Raw genomic sequence first — 21,303 nt, forward strand, 5'->3', positions numbered from 1 at the left:
AGGAATTGTCGGCCACTGTATTGTCCTGTTCACTAGATTATGATGAATCGGTCGCCAATCAGGGTCTTGGGCCTTGTGCGCCTTGTACTGATCAGCTATTGCTTGCCTGTGCCTGCATGATCATCTCACCCGATCGTCCCGGCAACTCCGCCCATGTCAGCGGGACAGTGGGCAATTCCAGGTCTTTGACGTGTCGATAATAATCTTCCATCGCGACCAGATCATAGCCCTGCGCCTGCCAGCCCTGCAGCAATTGTTCAAATATGGGGGCGAGTTTTTGGCCTTCAAGCTCTGCATGCAGAGTAAATACATGATCGCGCGGCGTTGCGGTCAGGGCCAGGATATGGGCTGCGATATTTGCCGGCGTCAGCTCAACGCCGTTGAAACTCCGGCCCAATAATTCATCCAGCGTCGGCAAGGTAGTTGGCAGTTGTATGCATGCCAGCATCTTGCCATTCACCTGCAAGCGATGCGGTCCGGCCGCGGCGTCGGCCAAGGCGCCATCATCGTTCAGCATGGCGCGGCCATCGGAGGAATAGGCAATGTCGAATTTTTCCAGCTGCTCGAAAGCGTAGGGATTCATTTGCCAGCCGGCGGCGCCATGGGTTTTCGGCGGCTGGCTGAAAATCTGCGTGAAGCGATCGAACGAACGTTGCATTTGCTGGCTGGTCCAGTCGGCGCCGCGCTGCCGCACATGGTCTTGCCACACGCGGTGATCCCAAGTGTGGACGCCGCACTCGAAACCGGCGTCGCGTACCGCCTGCATATGGCTTGCACAAGTCTTTCCGATATCCGGAGCCGGAAGCAGCACGCCGTACATCAGGGTCTTGAGGCCGTAATGTTCAACCACCGAAGTGCGCGACACCTTTTGGAAAAAGCCGGGGCGAAACACTTGTTTCAATGCCCAGCCGGTATGGTCGTACCCGAGCGAAAACAGAAAAGTGGCGCGAGCCTGGTATTTGCTCAACAGGCGCACCAGATTCGGTACCCCTTCACGTGTGCCGCGATAGGTGTCGGCGTCGATTTTTAAGGTGAGAAGGGGCAAGTTTGTTTAGTCCATCAAGGCGCGAGCTTCGGCCACCTGGCCGCGGTACGCATCGAAAATATTACGCAAGGTGTCAGCCATGGTAGTAGTCGGCTGCCAGTTCAGTTCGTCGCATGTGTTGGTGATTTTCGGCACGCGATTTTGCACGTCTTGATAACCTTTGCCGTAATACGCAGCGGACGTGGTCTCGATCAGCTTGACCTTCTTCGCCGAGTCGGCGTATTCAGGATATTCGGTAGCCAGTTTCAACATCATGTCGGCCAGGTCGCGGATCGAATAGTTGTTGACCGGATTGCCGATGTTGTAGATCTTGCCGCTGGCAATGCCGTCCTTGTTGGCGATGATCTTGATCAGGGCGTCGATGCCGTCATCGATGTAAGTGAAGGCACGTTTTTGCTGGCCGCCATCGACCAGGGAGATATTCTCGCCGCGCACGATATGGCCGAAGAACTGGGTCACTACGCGTGAGCTGCCCTCCTTCGGTGTATGGATCGAATCGAGGCCGGCGCCGATCCAGTTGAACGGACGGAACAGCGTGAAGTTCAAGCCTTCTTCCATGCCGTAGCCCCAGATCACGCGATCCATCAATTGCTTGGCGCAGGAGTAGATCCAGCGCGGCTTGTTGATCGGGCCGCAGATCAGTTCGGATTGTTCCGGATCGAATTCTTCGTCGTGGCACATGCCATACACTTCCGAAGTCGACGGGAATACCAGATGCTTGCCGTACTTGGCAGCCGAACGCACGATAGGCAGGTTGGCTTCAAAGTCCAGTTCGAATACGCGCAGCGGCTGCTTGACGTAAGTCGACGGCGTGGCGATCGCCACCAGCGGCAGGATCACATCGCACTTCTTGACGTGGTACTCAACCCATTCCTTGTTGATGGTGATGTCGCCCTCGAAGAAATGCATGCGCGACTTATAGGCATCGTTGTCCAGCAGATCGCGGATGCGATCGGTCATCATGTCCATGCCGTAGACGTGCCAGTCGGTGGTTTCCAGGATACGCTTGGACAGGTGGTGGCCGATGAAACCATTGACGCCGAGGATGAGGACTTTTTTCATAGTGATCTATTTTTGTTGGATTGGCATTCCGCGGGGCGGAATTTCAAACGCTGCAGCTCTTGGCGGGCAGGGGAATCAGTAAGGTACACAATAAGGTACTTTTGGTAACCTCAGCCTTGCCCGCAGAATCATGCAGCCGGTTTCATAAAAGGTTTTGTAATGCTTCCGGCGTAACGGTCTGACCATCCGCCAGCAATTCGTTAATCAACAGCGCCCGGCCATCGCCGCAAACGCCAACAACGCGATTATCCACTACCGCCAAGCCCCGAGGCAAATTTGCGGGCAGATTTTCGATCAGTTTGGCCGATAGTTGTGCTTTTCTGATAATAAAAGTGCGCTCTTTGACAATAGTCCATGCGCCGGGATAGGGCGGCGCGACTGCGCGATACAGGTTGTAGACTTCATGCGCAGGCAGATTCCAGTCGATTTTGCCATCTTCCGGCTTGCGTCCGCCGAAATAACTGCCTTGCGACAGGTCGTTCGGCAACCTGGGGATTTTCCCTGCCAGCATGGCCGGCAGCACATTCCACAACGTCTGTTCGGCCGCAACCACGACTTTGCCGAATACTTCGTAGGCGGTGTCGTCGGGCAGAATCGGCACCGAGGTTTGCGCTACGATAGCGCCGGCGTCGGGCTTGGCGGCCATTTCATGCAACGTGGCGCCGGTTTCGGTTTCGCCATGCAAGACCGCCCAATTGATGGGCACCCGGCCGCGATATTTCGGCAGCAGGGAGCCATGCATATTGTAAGCACCGTGCTTGGCCAGCGCCAGCAAGGCGACCGGCAGCATATGGCGGTAATAGAAGCTGAAGATGAAATCCGGCTGCAAGGCGGCAACCTGGGCCAGCAACTCAGGCGCGGCAGGATTGCTCGGGGCGATCGCTGGAATGCCGTGTTGCTTGCACAAAGCGGAGACTGACTCGAACCAGATGGTTTCCTGCGGATTGTCCTCGTGGGTAACCACCAGCGCGATGTCGACGCCGCGCGCCAGCAAGACTTTCAGGCAGCGCACACCGACATTGTGATAGGCGAAAACGACTGCTCTCATGATGTCTCTTTATCCTCGGCTGAGGATTGTTCCAGCATGGCCTGCACCACATAACGCGGCCGCGCCCGCACTTGCTGATAAATACGGCCGACATACTCGCCGACCAGGCCGATGCCGAACAGGATCATGCCCATCAGGAAGAAGGCAAACGCAAACAGCGTGAACACCCCTTGCACCTCGGCGCCGAACAGGAAACGACGCGCCACCAGAATGGCAAACAGCGCCCCGGAAGCAAACGACAGGATAATCCCGATCAGCGAAAACAGCTGCAATGGCACAATCGAAAAACCTGTCACCAGATCGAAATTCAGGCGGATCAGGCTATACAGCGAGTACTTCGATTCGCCGGCCGAGCGCTCCTCGTGCTCGACCACGATTTCGGTCTCCTTGCGAGCGAAGGTGTAAGCCAGCGCCGGTACGAAGGTGTTGACTTCCTTGCATTGATTGATCAGGTCGACCACGTTGCGGCCATAGGCGCGCAGCATGTTGCCCTGATCCGTCATCTTGATGCCGGTGATATTTTCGCGCAGCACGTTCATGGCCTTGGAGGCAATCGTGCGCCAGGCTGAATCCTGGCGTTTGCGGCGGATCGAGCCGACGTAATCGTAGCCTTCCCGCATTTTGGCAACCAGGTTGCCGATTTCTTCCGGCGGATTTTGCAGGTCGGCGTCGAGCGTCACGACAATGTCGCCTCGCGTGGCCTCAAAGCCAGCCAGTATCGCCATGTGCTGGCCGAAATTGCCGTTGAACAGGACCACCCTGGTAACGTCCGGGCGCAAGCGGAATTGCTCGGCCAGTATTGCCGCCGATTTGTCGCGGCTGCCGTCGTTGACGTACAGGATTTCATAGCTGATGCCAAGTGCGTCAAGCGCCGGGTAGAGACGCTCGAACAGTTTGGCGAGGCCCGATTCCTCGTTGTATACCGGGATGACGACGGAAAGTTCTGGTTTCATCAAGCTTTTATTTGTTCTGTTGAAGCACGGATTTTACCGCCGAAACTGCACGTTCGACATCGTTCTTCGTCATCACATTAAACATTGGCAGCGAGACGATCAGGCGACCGACCTTTTCCGCGACCGGGAACATGCCATCCTTGAAGCCGCGGGCGCGATACATGCTAAGCAGGTGGATCGCGGGATAGTGGTAGCCGATGCCGATGCCGCGCTCCTGCATCTGCTCCATGAAGGTGGCGCGCGCCGGCTTGCCGTCCTTGCGCTCCGGCAGCACCAGCTGAAACATGTGCCAGTTGCTGTTGTCGAAATCGGCGACCGGCAGCTGAGCACCGTGCTTCGCTTCAAAATCGCTGCCGAAACAGGTGAAATAGTACTGTGCCAGTTCGCGCCGATGGGCAGTAATTGCTTCGATATGGGCAAACTGGCCGAGGCCGATGGCTGCCGCAACGTCGGTCATGTTGAATTTGCCGCCCAGGACATCGACATCGAGACCGTCGAAGCCGCTACGGGTGACGCCTTGCAAGCGATATTTTTCTGCGAGGCGTGCTTCTTCGGCATTGTTCAGCACCAGGCAGCCGCCTTCGGATGAGGTGATGTTCTTGTTGGCCTGGAAACTGAACGAGACAAAATCACCGAGAGCGCCGATGCGCTTGCCGTTCCAGGTCGAACCCAACGCTTGCGCGGCATCTTCCACCACACGCAGATTATGTTTTTTTGCCAGCGCGTACAGACGATCCATATCGACCGGCAGACCCGACAGGTAGACTGGAATGATGGCCTTGGTGCGCGGGGTGATGGCGGCTTCGACCTGGGCCAGGTCGATATTGCGGGTGACCGGGTCGATGTCGGCGAACACCGGCGTGGCGCCGGTTTCAATGATCACGTTGGCCGTGGCAACCCAGGAAATCGGTGTGGTGATGACTTCATCGCCAGCACCGATGCCGGCGATGCGCAAGGCGATTTCCATGGTGCAGGTGCCGGAATTGAAGGTGCGCACCGGACGGCCGCCAAAATACTCGGACAGCTGCGCTTCGAATGCCTGCACCTTGGGGCCGCTGGTTATCCAGCCGGAACGCAAGACATCGCCGACCGCTGCGATCGTGGCTTCGTCGATGGTGGGTTTGGCAAACGGCAGGAATGGTTGTTGGCTCATATTGGTTGTGAAATCCGATGTGGGTTTGGCGGAAATAGTGCCGAAATAGTGCCGAAATCAGCGACGAAACAATCGACAGCTTATGTATCTATATAAGTTTAACTGCGGGTCAGCATAACCACGCCGACAATAATGACGCCGATTGCCATCAGCCGCTGCGCCGATACCACTTCGCCCAGGAAATACCAGGCGCCTATGGCGCTGATGATATAGCCCAGCGACAGCATGGGATAGGCGATGGTGACGTCAACCCGCGACAGGCCGATGATCCAGACCACCACCGAGATGACGTAGCAGGTCAGGCCGGCGAGAATCGGCAACTGGGTTGCCAGCTTGATGCCGGTGGCAAACCAGTTTTGCGGCGTCAGGCTGATGACGCCGACAGCGTTGGTGCCGGCTTTCAGCAAGAGTTGCGCCGCCGCGTTGAGGCAGACGCCGGCGAAGATAAAGGCAAATGTGGTTAGATTCATGTCTGTCGCTGGTTAGTAAGGCGAGGCAGGTGCGGAAGCGGCCGGGGACTCCGTTGGCGCCGGCTCAGTCGCGGGAGCAGAGGTGGGAGCAGAGGTGGGAGCAGAAGCGGCCGCCGCCGGAGCTGCCGCAACAGGAATCCCCTGATTGGTCACCACCACCCGGCGCGGATCCTGGCCGATGACACGCATCGGTACGCCGCGTTGTTCCAGTTCACGATAGTTTTCCGGGCGGATGATGGCGATATCCTTCTTGCCGGCTACATGATCGGCGGTCCATTTGGTGGCGAAGGCGTCAATAGTCGGAATCCACAAATCCGGTTGCTGGCCGATGCCGAACTCCAGTTCATCCATATGCTGCACCATTGTCATGGTGCGGCGCAGGTAGAACGGCAGCGCCTGCTCGTATTTGCCTACTACGTAAAGTGTGGTTTGCGGTGTCATTTCAGCATTGATGGCAGGTACCAGATCGATCCCGGCGGAATAACGTCCTTGTGGATCATGGCCGTACATCAACAGTTGGCCACCGATGAAACCGCTGGCAGCGAGGGCGACGATGGCCCATTCCCGTTGCCGGCGTACCAGCAGCAGTGCGGCGATGGCGCCGATGAAGGCGACTGCGGAAGCGGCGAAAACCCAAGGCACGTGGGCTTGCATTAATGGCAGCGAGTAAGCGTCCTTGGCCAGCGTCGGGATTTTTGACGCCAAAGCCAGGCCGGCGACACCCGGCACCAGCAACAGCCACGCCGAGGCTTGTACCGACTTGTTGCTGGCGTTGTCCAGATGGCAGGCAATCAACAGCGCCAGCGCCGGGAAGATCGGCAGGATATACGACGGCAGCTTGGAATCGGAAATGCTGAAGAAAACGAAAATGAATATGCTCCAGATCAACAGCAATTTTTTCGGCTGGAAGCCGGATGCCGCGCTACGTTCGTGCGCGCCGTTCCACAAGCTTTGGAACAAGACGCCAAGCCACGGCACGATGCCCAATATCAGGATGGGGACGAAGTAATAGGGCGGGCCATAGCGGTTGTGGATCTTGCTGGTGAAACGCTGGAATTGTTCGTGGATAAAAAAGAATTGCGGGAATTCAGGGTTTTTCAGCGAGATCAGCACGAACCACGGTGTCGTGATGAGAAAGAACAGAATCAGGCCCAATACCAGATGCAAGCGCTTCCAGATCGACCAGTCGCGCGAAAACAGGGTGTACAACACCAATACCGCACCGGGCAAGAGCAGGCCGATCAAGCCTTTCGACAGCACCGCCAGCGCCATGCCGGCCCAGCACAACAGCATCCAGTTGCGCTGTTCGCTGTGGCTTATGTCGCTGCGCTGCGCCAGCAACAGGGCGCACAAGGAAATCGTCATCATGCCGGACAAGCCCATGTCCAGCGTGTTGATATGGCCAAGTCCGGCCCACAGGAAGCTGGAGCCCAGCACCAGCGCTGCATAGAAGCCGATGCGCGCGGAGAACATGCGGGTGCCGGTGAATGCCACCAGCACCACGCCCAGCAAGCCGCACAAACCAGTCCATAAGCGTGCCTGCCACTCACCCAGGCCGAACAGCTCGAAGGTGAGCGCATTCATCCAGGTTTGCAGCGGTGGCTTTTCAAAGTATTTGAGCCCGTTCAGCCGTAAGGTGATCCAGTCGCCGGTGGCAACCATTTCACGCGCCATTTCGGCGTAGCGGCCTTCATCGGTCGGCACCAGCGTACGGGCGCCAAGCATGTAAAACCAGATGATGCAGAACAACAGGAACAGCAGCCAGACGAAAGTTTTTGATTTGTGCAGTTCACGCATCTTGGGCGGTTTCCTTGTCGGTATCGAAAATCAGAGCCAGAGCGACTTTACGTCCCTCGGCCATTAAAATGTTGTAAGTCCGGCAAGCCGCCTGGTTATCCATGCACTCGACGCCGATGCGGCGCGAGGTCAGCACGGTGGTCAGTTTCGGATGCACGAATCGTTGGCGCGAGCCGGTGCCGAGGATCACGACATCGGGCCGGGTGCTGTCTATATGCGCAAAATGCTCGGCGTGGAGGGCGTCGAAATTGCTGACCGGCCAGGCCACCGGCGCCGCTTCAGGCAGCACCAGCAGGCTGTACTCGTAGCGGACGGCGTTGATTTCCACGCCCTTGTCGTCGTAGGCTGTGACTGTCTGATACTGTTGGGTCGATGTGGTATGTAGCTTCATTGCATTATTTTTACTCGTTGAGGGAAAAATCCTACCCGCCAATAATTAGCAAAACCACAGGATAGACCGCAGACGATGTGCAAATTTCCGGAAAATGGAAAATAAAGTGCTGCATTGTAGCGTTTTCCGTCGCGGAACTTGCGTTATTGATTGATAAAACCTCACGCTTTCGGCAGAATGGGTGGTTCGGGCAGTGATTTGTGCACTGCCAGAAAGCTGTCTGAAAAGTCGTGAAATAGCCTGGAGCGCCCTTACAAGGGGCTGTTGCTTGCATTTGCTGCGGCGCACGTAATCAAGTGTGACGATACCTCAATTTTCCAGACGGCTTTTTAAAGCTCGATAATGTTGCGTAAAATACAAGGAATTGTGCTGTGCGACCGATTCAAAAATCGAAAAAACTAGATGACGTTTGTTATGACATTCGCGGCCCGGTGCTGGAAAAGGCGCGGCAAATGGAAGAAGAAGGTCACAAGATCATCAAGCTGAACATCGGCAACCTGGCCGTGTTCGGTTTCGAGCCGCCTGATGAAATCGTGCAGGACATGATTCTCAACATGGGCAACGCTTCGGGCTATACCGATTCCAAAGGCATGTTCGCGCCACGCAAGTCGGTGATGCATTATTGCCAGCAAAAAAATATCCAGGGCGTCACGATTGACGATATCTACCTGGGTAACGGCGCTTCGGAGCTGATCGTGATGAGCATGAACGCCTTGCTCAACACTGGCGATGAGGTACTGGTGCCGGCGCCGGATTATCCGCTTTGGACTGCAGCGGTCAGCTTGTCCGGCGGCACCCCGCGTCATTATGTTTGCGACGAGCAAGCCGGCTGGTTTCCCGATATCGAAGATATCAAAAAGAAAATCAATTCGAATACCCGGGCGATTGTCGTCATCAACCCGAACAACCCTACCGGCGCCTTGTACCCGGTGGAGCTGCTGCAAGAGATCGTCGATCTGGCGCGCCAGCATCAACTGATCATTTTTGCCGACGAAATCTACGACAAGGTGCTGTATGACGGCGCGACCCATACCTCGCTGGCCTCGCTGGCCGACGACGTGCTGTTCATTACCTTCAACGGTTTGTCGAAAAACTATCGTTCTTGCGGCTATCGTGCCGGCTGGATGGTGGTGTCGGGTGAGAAAAAACATGCCAAGAGTTATATCGAAGGCTTGAATATGCTGGCGTCCATGCGTCTGTGCGCCAATGCGCCGGGCCAATACGCGATCCAGACGGCGCTGGGCGGCTACCAGAGCATCAATGACCTGGTCGGCCCGCACGGGCGTTTGACGCGTCAGCGCGACCTGGCCTACAAGTTGCTGACCGATATCCCGGGTGTCACCTGCGTCAAGCCGAAGGCAGCGCTGTACATGTTTCCGCGCCTGGATCCGAAGATATATCCGATTGCAGACGATCAGGATTTCGCCTACGAATTACTGGCCGAGCAGCGCGTGCTGATTGTGCAAGGCACCGGTTTCAACTGCCCGACGCCGGACCATTTCCGCGTGGTGTTTTTGCCCAACACCGACGATCTGGAGGAATCGATGGGGCGCATTGCGAATTTCCTCGAAGGTTATCGGCGGCACCACGGCACGGCTTGACGGACGCAAAAGCATTGGCCGTCATTGGTGACCCCGACTAGGCGTCCCCGACTAGGTGTCCCCGACATTCCCGCGAACGCGGGGACGGCGGAGTTTTAGGGCTGCGGTAGGCGATATATTAGGTGGCAGGCTTTTTTATTCAATTTTTTTTACAAACAACAGAGATCATGAAATCCATCAAGGTAGGTTTGCTTGGCATAGGTACGGTCGGTTCCGGCACGTTCAACGTATTGAAGCGTAATCAGCAAGAAATTGCAGCGCGCGCAGGGAGAGCTATTGAGATTACGATGGTGGCCGATCTCGACGTCGAGCGCGCCAGGCAACTGACCAACGGTGAAGTCACTGTGGTGAACGACGCCAAACTGGTCGTCAACGATCCCGATATCGACATCGTCATCGAATTGATCGGCGGCTACGGCATCGCCAAGGATCTGGTGCTGCAGGCGATTGCCAACGGCAAGCACGTGGTCACTGCCAACAAGGCGTTGATTGCAACGCATGGCAACGAGATTTTCAAGGCGGCGCAAGAGAAGGGCGTGATCGTTGCCTTTGAGGCCGCGGTTGCCGGCGGCATTCCTATCATCAAAGCACTGCGCGAAGGCTTGACGGCCAACAGCATCCAATGGATCGCCGGCATCATCAACGGCACCACCAATTTCATCCTGTCAGAAATGCGCGACAAGGGACTCGACTTCGATGTCGTGCTGAAGGAAGCGCAACGCCTGGGATATGCCGAAGCCGATCCGACCTTCGATATCGAGGGCGTGGACGCTGCCCACAAGCTGACCATCATGGCCTCGATTGCGTTCGGCATCCCGGTGCAGTTCAACAAAGCGCATGTGGAAGGTATTACCAAGCTGCAGGCAACCGATATCCGCTACGCCGAGCAACTCGGCTATCGCATCAAGCTGCTCGGCATCACCAAGCGCACTGCGGGCGGCATCGAGTTGCGCGTGCATCCGACGCTGATTCCAAGTGCGCGCCTGATCGCCAATGTCGAAGGCGCGATGAATGCGGTGCTGGTGCGCGGCGACGCTGTGGGCGATACGCTGTATTACGGCAAAGGCGCCGGCGCCGAGCCTACCGCTTCGGCAGTGATCGCCGACCTGGTCGACATCACTCGCCTGGCGACTGCCGATCCTGAGCATCGCGTGCCGCATCTGGCGTTCCAGCCGAATGCCATGGCTGATACGCCGATCCTGCCGATGGCGGAAATCACCACCAGCTATTATCTGCGCATGCACGTCGCCGATCAGCCTGGAGTGCTGGCCGATGTCACGCGGATCCTGGCGGACTCGTCGATTTCGATCGACGCCATGCTGCAAAAAGAACCGGCAGCGAACGAGACCCAGACGGATATCATCATGCTGACGCATCAGACGCAGGAAAAAAATGTCGAAGCGGCGATCGCAAAGATCGAAGCCCTGGCGACCGTGGTTGGCTCAGTGACCAAGATCCGGTTGGAAGAGTTGGGTTAAGCGATTGGCCACACCGTACAGCGCACCAAGGAACTGAAGAACTTCATCGTCGCGAGGTAAGGGCCGGGAGAAATTGCCCGCGTCATGCAAAAAAGCGTGCAAAAAAGCCGTTGCAGATGTCATATCTGCAGCGGCTTTTCAGTTTACGGCGATACAACGGCTTGCTATTCGAGGTTTTGCACCTGTTCGCGCATCTGATCGATCAGCAACTTCAATTCCATCGACGCATCCGCCAGCTCCTTGATCGCAGCTTTCGAGCCAACCGTGTTCGCTTCACGATTCAATTCCTGCATCATGAAATCCAGGCGCTTGCCAACCTGACCGCCTTTTTTCAGGATGTGGCGGGTTTCGCCCAGGTGTGCCGCCAGTCGTGATAATTCTTCGGCAATGTCGATGCGGATGCCATACAGGGTGACTTCCTGGCGGATCCGGTCCAGCGCTTCTTCACGCGACAGACTTGAATTGTTGGCATCCTGTTGCGCCAGGCCAAGCGCCTCCTGCATGCGCTCAATGGCTTTTTGCTGGAACTGCGCCACCACCTGCGGTACCAGCGGCGTGATGCGCTGTACGATGGCTTCCATGGCTTCGATACGGGCGATCAGGGTGGCCTGCAACGCCGCCCCCTCACGTGCGCGCGACTCGACGAATGCCTCTAGCGTTGCTCTCATGGTGGCCTGGATATCAGCTTGCAATGTATCCTGGCTGATCACCGCTTCTTCGATAACGCCAGGCCAGCGCAGCAATTCATTGACGGTGAGCGGCGCCGCTTCGATGAATTGCTGGCGTACCGCGCTTTGCAAATCGGCAAGGGAAGCCAGCAGCGTCGTGTTCAGGGCTTGCGATGCCCCGGAGGCAGTCTTGCGCCCGAAACTCAGCCGGCATTCGACTTTGCCGCGTGCAATGCGGCCGATGATGGCCTCGCGCAACGCCGGTTCGAGCGAGCGCAGATCGTCATTGATGCGGAATTGCAGGTCGAGAAAGCGCGAATTGACGCTCTTGATTTCGATGGTAATCGTGCCTGCGGCCGTCTCGCGATTGTTGACGGCGTAACCTGTCATGCTACAGATAGTCAAAATGCTGTCCTTTGTTTCTGGTTTGCAAGGGTTTTTCTTTACAAGTCAGCGATTTATCAAGACAATCCTTACACCAATTACTAGGGTAGGATCGCATGGCCGCGCAAAACAATGCACCATTGCCTGACGGGCTAAAAATTGCTGGATACCGCATTGTAAAGAAGATTGCTTCTGGCGGGTTCAGTATTGTCTATCTGGCATACGATGAGGATGGCAACGCAGTCGCCATCAAAGAATATCTGCCAAGTTCGCTGGCGTTACGACAGTGGGGCGAACTGGCACCGGCAATTTCGCCGGAAAACCTGCCGACCTTCAGGATCGGCCTTAAATGCTTTTTCGAGGAAGGCCGCGCGTTGGCGCGCATCGCGCATCCGAACGTGGTGAGCGTTATCAATTTCTTCCGCGCCAATGAAACGGTGTACATGGTGATGGCTTACGAGTCCGGGCGTTCGCTGCAGGAGCATATCCTGCGCCGCCGTGACAAAGGGGAGAAGCCGCTGGTATCCGAAAAATTCATCCGCAAGATGTTCCGTCACGTGATGAACGGCTTGCGCGAGGTGCATACGCATAAGCTGCTGCATCTGGACTTGAAGCCGGCAAATATCTATTTGCGCGCCGACGGCACGCCGATCTTGCTGGACTTCGGCGCCGCCCGCCAGACCCTGCGCTCCGATTCGCCTAAGCTGTATCCCATGTATACGCCGGGTTTCGCCCCGGCCGAACTATATGAACGCAATGGCAACCTGGGGCCGTGGACCGACATCTACAGTATCGGCGCCTCGATTTTTGCCTGCATGGTCGGCGCGCCGCCGCAACCGGTGGATCAGCGCAAGGTCAACGACAAGATGGAAGGGCATTTCCGCAAGCTTGAAGGCCTGTATTCGCCCGAATTGATCCAGGTGGTGCGCTGGTGCCTGATGATCGATCCGCTGCAACGGCCGCAAAGCGTGTTCGCGGTGCAGCGCGCTTTGATGGAGCCGGTGCAGGAAGAAGAGGTTAGCGTGCGCGATATGGTGACGCGCAAGATACGCAGTGTCTTTTTCACGCATATCCAGTTCCGCCGGAAGCCTGAGAGCAATCCGGATACAACGATCCAGGAAAACACGCAGTAAAAAACACACAATAGACAGGCAATACGCGTGCGGCGATGAGCCGCGTTATTGTTCCCGGTTTTTTAGCTGCATTTTTAGCAAGAATTGTACATAGTCATGCGATTTTCTGTTTATCAAGAAAGCCATATCGGCGGCCGCAAGGTCAACCAGGACCGGATGGGCTACAGCTTCACGCGTGACGCCTTGTTGCTGTTGCTGACCGACGGCATGGGCGGTCACCTGCACGGCGAGATCGCCGCCAACATTGCGATGCAGACCATCGGTTCGTTGTTCCAGAAGAATGCGCAGCCTTATATCAAGAAGCCGGAGCGCTTTCTGGAGGACGCTTTCTACGCCGCGCACATGGAAATCCATCGTTACCGGGAAGTGCACAAGCTGTCGGAAACCCCGCGCACCACGGTGGTGGCCTGCCTGATCCAGCACAACAGCGCATTCTGGGCGCACTGCGGCGATTCGCGCCTGTACTGGATGCGTAATGGCCAGATCCTGGCGCGCACCCGCGATCACTCGCGCATCGAAAGCCTGATTGCGCAAGGCAAGGCCGATCCATCCGAGCGCGCTACCCATCCAGACCGCAACAAGCTGTTCAACTGCCTCGGCGCGACCAATATGCCGATCGTAGAACTGTCGCGTCGCGTCAGCCTGCAGGCAGGCGATGTCGTGCTGTTGTGCTCCGACGGCTTATGGTCGATGTTGCCCGATCACGTATTGGCGCAACGGCTGCAAACCAGCACCATTGTGCGGGCAGTACCGGAGCTGGTGAACAATGCGCTTGGGATTGCCGGCAAAACCAGCGATAATGTTACTGCTTTGGCAATGGCCTGGGGCAGCGACCCGAATATCGACGATCCCTCCAGTTCGATCGTTACCCATACGCTGCCGATTGGCAGCCTGACCACCACCATCCAGGCACCGCGACTCGGGGCGACAGATGCTCCGGAGGGTTTCAGCGATGCCGATATCGAACAGGCGATTGCGGAAATCCGCGGCGCCATTGAAAAGAATATTTAAGGAATTTACATGCTGCCTATTACCCGTCCCAGCGGACGTGCCGCCGATGCTTTGCGCACCGTCCGCCTGACCCGCAATTACACCAAGCACGCCGAAGGTTCGGTACTGGTCGAATTCGGCGACACCAAGGTTATCTGTACCGCCAGCCTGGAAGAAAAAGTCCCGGGCTTCCTGAAGGGCAAAGGGCAGGGCTGGCTGACGGCTGAATACGGCATGTTGCCGCGTTCTACCAATACCCGCATGGACCGCGAAGCGGCACGGGGCAAGCAATCCGGCCGCACCCAGGAAATCCAGCGTTTGATCGGGCGTTCATTACGGGCGGCATTCGACCTGGAGGCATTCGGCGAGCGCACCTTGCATCTGGATTGCGACGTGATCCAGGCTGACGGCGGCACCCGCACCGCATCGATTACCGGCGCCATGGTGGCGGCTTACGATGCATTTTCCCGGTTGTTGGAAAGCAAGGCGATCGCAGCGATTCCCTTGAAGCACTTTGTCGCGGCGATTTCGGTCGGTGTCTATCAAGGCACGCCGGTGCTGGACCTGGACTATGTCGAGGATTCCGGTTGCGATACCGATATGAATGTGGTGATGACCGATGCCGGCCATTTCATCGAAGTGCAGGGTACGGCAGAAGGTGTTGCTTTCGACCGGCCTACGTTGAATAGCTTGCTGGATCTGGCGCAAGGCGGGATCGGCGAGTTGATCCAGTTGCAAAAACAAGCGTTGGGTTTGGCTGAATAACATTCCGCGTGGGCACAAAAACGTGCCCACGATACGCTGGCGTTATCGATGGTTTGTGCGTAAGCGATATAATCCTGTCTATGTATATCGATTCCCACTGCCATATCAATTTTCCGGAGCTGTCCGCCAGGATGCCGGAAGTACTCGCCAAGATGGCGCAAAACCAGGTTACCCATGCGTTGTGCGTATCGGTCGACCTGCCTGATTTCCCGCAAGTGCTGGAACTGGCCAAGACCTATCCGCATATCTATGCTTCAGTCGGAGTTCACCCTGATTATGAAGATACGCCAGAGCCTAGCGTCGACGATCTGATTCGTCTTTCCGATCACCCGAAGATCATCGCCATCGGTGAAACCGGCCTTGATTATTACCGTTTGCAAGGCGACCTGGAATGGCAGCGCGAGCGCTTTCGCCGCCACATCCGGGCTTCGCGGGCGACCGGCAAGCCTTTGATCATTCATACCCGTGCTGCCTCGGCAGACACCATCCGCATCATGCAGGAAGAGGGCGCCGGCACCGATGCCGGCGGCGCCGGCGGCGTGATGCACTGTTTTACCGAATCGCTGGAGGTGGCCGAGGCGTCGATGGCGATGGGTTTTTATATTTCGTTTTCCGGCATCGTCACGTTCAAGAGCGCCAAGGAGTTGCAAGCCGTCGCTTTGGCGGTGCCTTTGAGCAGCACCTTGATTGAAACCGATTCACCCTATCTGGCGCCGGTACCGCATCGCGGCAAAATGAACGAGCCGGGCTGGGTCATGCATGTCGGTGAATTCCTGGCTAACCTGAAGGGTGTGCCGGCGACGCAGGTGGCGCAGCAAACCACCGATAATTTCTTCAATTTGTTCAAACTGGCAAAGGATCAGGCGCATGCCTAACTTATTTAATCGCATGATCAATCGCATGAGCATGCGTTCGCATTTTTCAGCATTTTTGTTGTTGCTGTTGGCGCTGGCTTGTCTGCCGTCCGTGAGTCATGCAGCTAGTAATGAAAGCAAAAATGCCGACGCCTTTGCCAAGGCTGTCCAGTTGGATGACGAGCGCGGCATGAAGAAACTTCTGGCGGCCGGCGTTGATCCGAACCTGGTGGCGCAAAAGCAACGTGGCGAAACCGGCTTGATGCTGGCCGTGCATGAAGACTCGAAGAAAGTGTTCAACGTCTTGCTCAATGCGCACGGCATTGATCTCAACCTGCGCTCGCGCAACGGCGACACCGCTTTGATGATTGCGTCCTACAAGGGCGACGTGGCGGCAGTCAAAGCTTTACTGGACAAGGAAGCCGAGCCCAACAACACTGGCTGGACGGCGCTGCACTATGCAGCCGCGATCGGTAATGATGAAATCGTGCAGATGCTGCTGGATGCCTCGGCCTACATCGATGCCGGCTCACCCAACAACACGACGCCGATCATGATGGCTGCGCGCGCCGGCAAGATCATGACAGTCAAGCTGCTGCTCGACAGCGGCGCCGATGTCACCTTGAAAAACGATGTCGGCATGACGGCGATCGACCTTGCCAGGAAATTCGATCACAACGACATCGCCGACGGCTTGACGCATCGCCTCAAGCAAGCCGGCAAGCTGTAATCACTCAAGTCAGGATGTGCGGACCCACATCCTTGATATCTTTAGTACCGGTCAGCGCCATGCTGACATCGAGCTCCTGCTGCAGGATCTGCAGCATCTTGGTGACGCCGGCTTCTCCCATCGCACCCAGGCTGTACAGGAAGGCACGGCCGATCATGGTGCCCTTGGCGCCCAGGGCGACCGCTTTCAGCACGTCCTGGCCGCTGCGGATGCCGCCGTCGAACCAGACTTCAATCTGATCGCCTACCGCATCGACAATCGCCGGCAGCGCCGAGATCGACGACACCGCGCCATCCAGTTGCCGCCCGCCGTGATTGCTGACGACGATGGCGTCGGCACCGGTAGTGGCGGCGATCTTGGCGTCTTCGACATCCAGAATCCCTTTCAGTATCAGCTTGCCGGCCCATTGTTCCTTGATCCAGGCGATGTCGTCCCAGTTCAGGCTCGGGTCGAACTGGCTGGCAGTCCATTTGCTCAGAGTCAAGATGCCGTCGGCGCCCGAGACGTGGCCGGCCAGGTTGCCAAACGATTTACGGCCGCCCAGTGCGCGCAGGGCCCAACCGGGTTTGCTGGCGAGGTCGATCAGGTTGGCCAGGGTCATTTTTGGCGGCACCGACATGCCGTTCTTCAGATCCTTATGGCGCTGGCCGAGGATTTGCAGGTCCAGCGTCAGCACCAGCGCCGAGCATTTGGCGGCCTTGGCGCGCTCGATCAGCGATTTGATAAAGCCACGGTCGCGCATCACGTACAGTTGAAACCAGAACGGCTTGGTGGTGACGCTGGCGACATCTTCGATGGAGCAGATGCTCATGGTCGACAGTGTGAACGGGATGCCGAATTTTTCGGCGGCGATGGCGCCCAGCATTTCACCGTTGGCCCATTGCATGCCGGTCAGGCCGGTAGGGGCGATTGCCACCGGCATCGTCACGTCCTGGCCGATCATGGTGCTGCGGGTTGAGCGTTGATCGACGTTGATGGCAACCCGCTGACGCAAATGCAGCGCGGCGAGGTCGCTGCTGTTGGCGCGGTAGGTCGATTCGGTATACGAGCCGCTGTCGGCGTAATCGTAAAATGCTTTAGGTACGCGCTTCTTGGCCAGCAGACGCAGGTCTTCAACGCAGGTGATCACAGGCATAGGGTTCTCTTGGTGACTTGTATGGCGCTATATTAGATGAAAAGAATGCTGCCATAGTGGAAATCGATTGATGTCTGGCATGAATCATTTTCAACCTATTTTCAACCTGTTTTCAACCCATTTTCAAGCCAGACGATCAGCGGAGTCGGGCCAGCAGTTCTTGTGCCGCTTGCCTGCCGCTGCGTACCGCCGATTCCAGCGTCGCCGGATAGTCGCTGACGGTATAGTCGCCGGCCAGCACGAGCTTGTCCAGTCCGCTATCGTTGGCGGGCCGAGCCAGCCCCGGGGTGCAGGCGAAGGTGGCGCGCTTTTCTGAAATCACCTTGGTCCAGGATGGCGATGCCAGTTTTGGTTGCTTGAAGGCAACGGCTAATTGTGCAGCGACGGCTTTTGCTAACGTGTCATGGCCCGCTTGTATGGCGCCAGACGAGGCGCTGATGACTACCGCCAGCAAGCCTGCCTGAGCCGGATCGAGCTGGCCGCGATCGAACACGAACTGGCCCCAGGCCGCTGTGTCACCAACATTTTTGCCAGCATTTTCCGGATCATCCAGCAAGGCGAAGAAAGGCCTCGGCAGGCGCGTGCTGCTGGCATATTGCAGAAAGCAGGTGGTAATCGGTTCATACTCAAAACTGCGCAAAGTCGCAAGAAGCCCGGCATCGGCGCTGCCATCCAGCAGCGTGGCCGCGGCTTCGGGCGGTGTGGCGATCACGACTGCATCGAAATCCAGGTTGGCGTCGTTGCCTTGCAATTGCCATTGTTCGCCGTGGCGGCGCAATTGCCTGATGCTGCAGCCGGATTCAACATTGCCACCGCGTTCCTCGATAAATGCCGCGGCCCTTTGTGGAAACAAGCTGCTCAAGTCCAACCGAGGCAACAACATGTCCGATGCGCTTCTGCGGGCGCCAAGGCTGTCGCGCAACACCGCCAGGAACACCTGCGCCGAGGCATGCTCAGGCCTGGTATTCAGTGCCGCGATGCATAGCGGCCGCCACATCAACCGGATCAAACGGTCGGTCTGGTCGAAACGTTCCAGCAGCGTGCTGACGCTGCAATCGTCGTGCAACTGCCAACCCATCCAGCGCGCGGCCGAAGAAAATCGCGCAAGCGCCAGTTTGTCCTCACGCGCCAGGCCGTGCGCGCGCCAGAGCGCAACCAGCAGGTGCAACGGCGCCGGCAGACGCGGCGCGGTAAAGGTCATGCCGCCGCTATCGGCGGGGTAGCACATTTGCAGGGGCAGGCGCAGCATGGCGCTGGCCGGATCTATGCCGACCTTGCGCATCATTTGCAGGGTTTGGCTATACGCGCCGAGCAGGATGTGCTGGCCGTTGTCCAGCGTGATCTCATTGATATCGACCCGCCGGGCGCGGCCGCCGAGTTGTCGGCTGGCTTCAAACAGGGTTACCTGGTGGTCAGCCTGCGTCAGCTCGACGGCCGCTGTGCAACCGGCCCAGCCGGCGCCGATGACGGCGATATGTTGCGCGTTAACGGTCATTTACGCTGAGCCAGAATAACTTCCGCTGCGTCTATGGCGACCCCGTCATTGGCGACCCCGTCTATGGCGACCCCGTCTATGGCGACCCCGTCTATGGCGACCCCGTCATTCCCGCGCACGCGGGAATCCATTTTAATCACTAATGTGGATCCCCGCGTGCGCGGGGATGACGGGGGTTTTAGAGTTGTTCTAAAGGACGTTGTGTTAACCGCGCACATAGGTTTTCCATGCCAGCCACAATTTGCGGATAGGGGTGAGCGAGATGCGTTGATTCAATACATGGAAACCGTCGCGCTCGATCTCGTTCAGCAAGGCGCGATAGATGGCCGCCATCATCAAGCCGGGCCGCTGCGCGCGCCGGTCTTGCTTTGGCAGCAAGGCAAAAGCGTCGTCGTAGGCTTGCTGTGCGCGTGCTACCTGGAAACGCATCAAATTGACAAAATTCTCGCTATAGCGCGCGTTCAGGATATCGGCAGCGGTGACGCCGAACTGCTGCAATTCATTGACCGGCAGGTAGATACGGCCCTTGCGGCCATCTTCGCCGACGTCGCGGATGATGTTGGTCAACTGGAATGCGAGGCCGAGCTTTTCGGCGAACTGCAGCGTCTGCGGCTGGCTCACGCCAAAGATGCTGGCCGACAGGATGCCGACCACGCCGGCCACATGCCAACAGTATTGCTTCAAGCCCGGATAGTCCAGATAGCGGGTCTGGTTCAGATCCATCTCCATGCCGTCGATGATGGCTTGCAGGTGTTTGCCGTCCAAGTCGTAAGTTTGCAGATGCGGTTGCAAAGCCTGGGTCACCGGATGGGATGGATTGCCGGCCAACATGGCTGCGATTTCTTTGCGCCACCACATCAATTTGGTGCGCGCCACGCTCTCGTCGGTGCAGTCGTCGACCGTATCGTCTACCTCGCGGCAGAAGGCATACAGCGCCGTGATGGCGCGCCGCCGCTCCACCGGCAGGAACAGGAAGCTGTAGTAAAAACTGGATCCGCTCTGAGCGGCCTTTTGCTGGCAGTAATCGTCTGGGGACATGGATATGGGGAGCGGCTTAAAAACAATTTGCCCGAAGTATACGTAAGAACGTCGATTGTTTGCTGATTTTTAGTATTTTCATCGATATACCCCGTCATCCTCGCGAACGCGGGCGCCAAGGCGGAGAATCCAAGTTGCGGAGTAAAAATGGATTCCCGCGTGCGCGGGAATGACGCCACAAGAAATTGGAGACCCAACTCAGTTCATACGCCAAGCTCGCCAGAGTAGCAGGAACCAGTCGCCTTTACCCAGTTTCGGGCGTTGACGGAACATGTCGTAATCTGAGGCCTCCAGCATTTCCAGGATACGCAAGCCGCCCTGTATCACCAGCCGCAATTCCCAGCCGATCCTGCCAGGCAGCCTCCGCGCCAGCGCCTGGGCGCCGGTCATCATGCCGCGCGCGCGTTGCACCTCGAACTGCATCAGCCGGCGCCAGGCGTGATCCACCGTGCCGGCGGCAAGCTGTGCCTGCGACACGCCGAAGCGTTGCAGGTCTTCCAGCGGCAGATAAATCCGCGCCTTGTCCCAGTCGATCGCGACGTCTTGCCAAAAATTGATCAATTGTAATGCCGAGCAGATGGCATCCGAATCGCGCAGGTTTTGTGCGGTGGCCGCGCCATACAAATGCAACATCAAGGTGCCGACCGGATTGGCGGAGCGCCGGCAGTAATCGAGCAAATCGGGGAACTGGCTGTAGCGAGTTGTGACCACGTCCTGCTTGAAGGCGGACAGCAAATCACGGAATGGCGCCAGCGGCAGCCGGTATTCGACAATCACTTGTTCCAGGGTTTGAAACAACGGGCTTTCTGCAGCTTGCTTATGTTCTATTCTGTCTAATGCTGCTTCATAGGCGTGCAGTTCGCGCAAGCGTTGGTCGGCGCCGGCGTCGCCCTCGTCGGCGATATCGTCTGCGCTGCGGGCAAATGCGTAGATGGCCCTGACTGCGGGACGCAAATTGGCTGGCAAGAGCAAGGAAGCAACCGGGAAATTTTCGTAATGATTGATAGACATTAAGACATTAGTTAATAAGAAACATCGAGACATAGAGACAGCGTGCAAAAGGAAATTTGTTTATCAAAAGAACATTTTTCCCTCTTGGTGCCAGATGCAAAA

General features: G+C 57.2%; 20 protein-coding genes. 7 read left to right on the top strand and 13 right to left on the bottom strand.

From position 1 onward, the window contains the following. Window positions 1-91: 91 nt before the first annotated feature. From KHU29_RS01825 to KHU29_RS01860, 8 genes are all read right to left on the bottom strand, one after another. Window positions 92-1,045, bottom strand: coding sequence for a polysaccharide deacetylase family protein (locus KHU29_RS01825; protein WP_211450974.1), 954 nt, complete (start codon window positions 1,043-1,045; stop codon window positions 92-94). Window positions 1,046-1,051: 6 nt separating this feature from the next. Continuing rightward, a complete protein-coding gene (locus KHU29_RS01830; RefSeq protein WP_092412124.1) occupies window positions 1,052-2,107 on the bottom strand; it encodes a bifunctional UDP-4-keto-pentose/UDP-xylose synthase in 1,056 nt (351 codons plus the stop codon). 142 nt (window positions 2,108-2,249) lie between these two features. Continuing rightward, the gene (locus tag KHU29_RS01835) at window positions 2,250-3,155 is read right to left on the bottom strand and encodes a formyltransferase (protein WP_211450975.1); all 906 of its coding nucleotides are present in this window, start codon (window positions 3,153-3,155) and stop codon (window positions 2,250-2,252) included. After that, window positions 3,152-4,108, bottom strand: coding sequence for a glycosyltransferase (locus tag KHU29_RS01840; protein WP_211450976.1), 957 nt, complete (start codon window positions 4,106-4,108; stop codon window positions 3,152-3,154). The genes KHU29_RS01835 and KHU29_RS01840 overlap by 4 nt, the downstream gene beginning before the upstream one ends. Window positions 4,109-4,115: 7 nt before the next feature. Next, on the bottom strand, window positions 4,116-5,261 hold the full coding sequence (locus tag KHU29_RS01845) for a DegT/DnrJ/EryC1/StrS family aminotransferase (protein ID WP_211450977.1): 1,146 nt from the start codon (window positions 5,259-5,261) through the stop codon (window positions 4,116-4,118). Window positions 5,262-5,359: 98 nt separating this feature from the next. Then, complete coding sequence (locus tag KHU29_RS01850) at window positions 5,360-5,731, bottom strand: EamA family transporter (RefSeq protein ID WP_211450978.1); 372 nt, start codon at window positions 5,729-5,731, stop codon at window positions 5,360-5,362. 12 nt (window positions 5,732-5,743) lie between these two features. Next, window positions 5,744-7,528 carry an ArnT family glycosyltransferase gene (locus KHU29_RS01855; RefSeq protein ID WP_211450979.1) on the bottom strand — a complete coding sequence of 595 codons (1,785 nt, stop codon included), beginning with the start codon at window positions 7,526-7,528 and terminating at the stop codon, window positions 5,744-5,746. After that, entirely contained in the window at window positions 7,521-7,919 is a 399-nt protein-coding gene (locus KHU29_RS01860; RefSeq protein WP_211450980.1) for an Mth938-like domain-containing protein, read from the bottom strand. The genes KHU29_RS01855 and KHU29_RS01860 overlap by 8 nt, the downstream gene beginning before the upstream one ends. A 371-nt stretch (window positions 7,920-8,290) precedes the next feature. Between KHU29_RS01860 and KHU29_RS01865 the strand changes: the two genes are divergently transcribed. Beyond that, the gene (locus KHU29_RS01865; RefSeq protein WP_211450981.1) at window positions 8,291-9,520 is read left to right on the top strand and encodes a pyridoxal phosphate-dependent aminotransferase; all 1,230 of its coding nucleotides are present in this window, start codon (window positions 8,291-8,293) and stop codon (window positions 9,518-9,520) included. 167 nt (window positions 9,521-9,687) lie between these two features. Continuing rightward, window positions 9,688-10,998, top strand: a complete 1,311-nt coding sequence (locus KHU29_RS01870; RefSeq protein WP_211450982.1) for a homoserine dehydrogenase — start codon at window positions 9,688-9,690, stop codon at window positions 10,996-10,998. Window positions 10,999-11,162: 164 nt separating this feature from the next. On the opposite strand, the gene KHU29_RS01875 is transcribed toward KHU29_RS01870, so the two are convergent. Continuing rightward, window positions 11,163-12,071, bottom strand: a complete 909-nt coding sequence (locus KHU29_RS01875) for a YicC/YloC family endoribonuclease (RefSeq protein ID WP_246541336.1) — start codon at window positions 12,069-12,071, stop codon at window positions 11,163-11,165. Window positions 12,072-12,166: 95 nt separating this feature from the next. Here KHU29_RS01875 and KHU29_RS01880 point away from each other — a divergent pair, with 95 nt between their 5' ends. The 5 genes from KHU29_RS01880 to KHU29_RS01900 all read left to right on the top strand — a co-directional run bounded on the left by KHU29_RS01880 (window position 12,167) and on the right by KHU29_RS01900 (window position 16,522). Then, the gene (locus tag KHU29_RS01880) at window positions 12,167-13,183 is read left to right on the top strand and encodes a serine/threonine protein kinase (protein WP_211450983.1); all 1,017 of its coding nucleotides are present in this window, start codon (window positions 12,167-12,169) and stop codon (window positions 13,181-13,183) included. A 96-nt stretch (window positions 13,184-13,279) separates the two neighbouring features. Then, window positions 13,280-14,194, top strand: coding sequence for a PP2C family protein-serine/threonine phosphatase (locus KHU29_RS01885; RefSeq protein ID WP_211450984.1), 915 nt, complete (start codon window positions 13,280-13,282; stop codon window positions 14,192-14,194). A 9-nt stretch (window positions 14,195-14,203) separates the two neighbouring features. Next, a complete protein-coding gene (gene rph / locus KHU29_RS01890; RefSeq protein WP_246541338.1) occupies window positions 14,204-14,938 on the top strand; it encodes a ribonuclease PH in 735 nt (244 codons plus the stop codon). An 80-nt stretch (window positions 14,939-15,018) separates the two neighbouring features. Then, the gene (locus KHU29_RS01895) at window positions 15,019-15,813 is read left to right on the top strand and encodes a TatD family hydrolase (protein WP_211450985.1); all 795 of its coding nucleotides are present in this window, start codon (window positions 15,019-15,021) and stop codon (window positions 15,811-15,813) included. Beyond that, window positions 15,806-16,522, top strand: coding sequence for an ankyrin repeat domain-containing protein (locus tag KHU29_RS01900; RefSeq protein ID WP_246541340.1), 717 nt, complete (start codon window positions 15,806-15,808; stop codon window positions 16,520-16,522). The genes KHU29_RS01895 and KHU29_RS01900 overlap by 8 nt, the downstream gene beginning before the upstream one ends. Window positions 16,523-16,526: 4 nt before the next feature. Here the strand turns inward: KHU29_RS01900 and KHU29_RS01905 are convergent, their stop codons facing one another. The 4 genes from KHU29_RS01905 to hpnC form a co-directional block, all read right to left on the bottom strand. Further along, on the bottom strand, window positions 16,527-17,657 hold the full coding sequence (locus tag KHU29_RS01905; RefSeq protein WP_211450986.1) for an alpha-hydroxy acid oxidase: 1,131 nt from the start codon (window positions 17,655-17,657) through the stop codon (window positions 16,527-16,529). Window positions 17,658-17,793: 136 nt separating this feature from the next. Then, window positions 17,794-19,152 (bottom strand): hydroxysqualene dehydroxylase HpnE, encoded by a 1,359-nt coding sequence (gene hpnE / locus KHU29_RS01910; protein ID WP_211450987.1) that lies wholly within the window; start codon window positions 19,150-19,152, stop codon window positions 17,794-17,796. Between the two features lie 204 nt (window positions 19,153-19,356). Next, window positions 19,357-20,190 carry a presqualene diphosphate synthase HpnD gene (gene hpnD / locus KHU29_RS01915; RefSeq protein WP_211450988.1) on the bottom strand — a complete coding sequence of 278 codons (834 nt, stop codon included), beginning with the start codon at window positions 20,188-20,190 and terminating at the stop codon, window positions 19,357-19,359. A 198-nt stretch (window positions 20,191-20,388) separates the two neighbouring features. Continuing rightward, the gene (gene hpnC / locus KHU29_RS01920) at window positions 20,389-21,201 is read right to left on the bottom strand and encodes a squalene synthase HpnC (protein ID WP_211450989.1); all 813 of its coding nucleotides are present in this window, start codon (window positions 21,199-21,201) and stop codon (window positions 20,389-20,391) included. Between the last annotated feature and the right edge of the window lie 102 nt (window positions 21,202-21,303).

Origin of the sequence: Collimonas antrihumi (genome assembly GCF_018304965.1) — a bacterium.
GTDB lineage: Bacteria > Pseudomonadota > Gammaproteobacteria > Burkholderiales > Burkholderiaceae_D > Collimonas > Collimonas antrihumi.

What these genes read in the sequence shown, in the direction of transcription:
- KHU29_RS01830 (WP_092412124.1), bottom strand. Translation starts at nt 2,107, where the DNA reads ATGAAAAAAGTCCTCATCCTCGGCGTCAATGGTTTCATCGGCCACCAC.
- KHU29_RS01835 (WP_211450975.1), bottom strand. Translation starts at nt 3,155, where the DNA reads ATGAGAGCAGTCGTTTTCGCCTATCACAATGTCGGTGTGCGCTGCCTG.
- KHU29_RS01840 (WP_211450976.1), bottom strand. Translation starts at nt 4,108, where the DNA reads ATGAAACCAGAACTTTCCGTCGTCATCCCGGTATACAACGAGGAATCG.
- KHU29_RS01845 (WP_211450977.1), bottom strand. Translation starts at nt 5,261, where the DNA reads ATGAGCCAACAACCATTCCTGCCGTTTGCCAAACCCACCATCGACGAA.
- KHU29_RS01850 (WP_211450978.1), bottom strand. Translation starts at nt 5,731, where the DNA reads ATGAATCTAACCACATTTGCCTTTATCTTCGCCGGCGTCTGCCTCAAC.
- KHU29_RS01855 (WP_211450979.1), bottom strand. Translation starts at nt 7,528, where the DNA reads ATGCGTGAACTGCACAAATCAAAAACTTTCGTCTGGCTGCTGTTCCTG.
- KHU29_RS01860 (WP_211450980.1), bottom strand. Translation starts at nt 7,919, where the DNA reads ATGAAGCTACATACCACATCGACCCAACAGTATCAGACAGTCACAGCC.
- KHU29_RS01870 (WP_211450982.1), top strand. Translation starts at nt 9,688, where the DNA reads ATGAAATCCATCAAGGTAGGTTTGCTTGGCATAGGTACGGTCGGTTCC.
- KHU29_RS01880 (WP_211450983.1), top strand. Translation starts at nt 12,167, where the DNA reads ATGGCCGCGCAAAACAATGCACCATTGCCTGACGGGCTAAAAATTGCT.
- KHU29_RS01885 (WP_211450984.1), top strand. Translation starts at nt 13,280, where the DNA reads ATGCGATTTTCTGTTTATCAAGAAAGCCATATCGGCGGCCGCAAGGTC.
- rph (WP_246541338.1), top strand. Translation starts at nt 14,204, where the DNA reads ATGCTGCCTATTACCCGTCCCAGCGGACGTGCCGCCGATGCTTTGCGC.
- KHU29_RS01895 (WP_211450985.1), top strand. Translation starts at nt 15,019, where the DNA reads ATGTATATCGATTCCCACTGCCATATCAATTTTCCGGAGCTGTCCGCC.
- KHU29_RS01900 (WP_246541340.1), top strand. Translation starts at nt 15,806, where the DNA reads ATGCCTAACTTATTTAATCGCATGATCAATCGCATGAGCATGCGTTCG.
- KHU29_RS01905 (WP_211450986.1), bottom strand. Translation starts at nt 17,657, where the DNA reads ATGCCTGTGATCACCTGCGTTGAAGACCTGCGTCTGCTGGCCAAGAAG.
- hpnE (WP_211450987.1), bottom strand. Translation starts at nt 19,152, where the DNA reads ATGACCGTTAACGCGCAACATATCGCCGTCATCGGCGCCGGCTGGGCC.
- hpnD (WP_211450988.1), bottom strand. Translation starts at nt 20,190, where the DNA reads ATGTCCCCAGACGATTACTGCCAGCAAAAGGCCGCTCAGAGCGGATCC.
- hpnC (WP_211450989.1), bottom strand. Translation starts at nt 21,201, where the DNA reads ATGTCTATCAATCATTACGAAAATTTCCCGGTTGCTTCCTTGCTCTTG.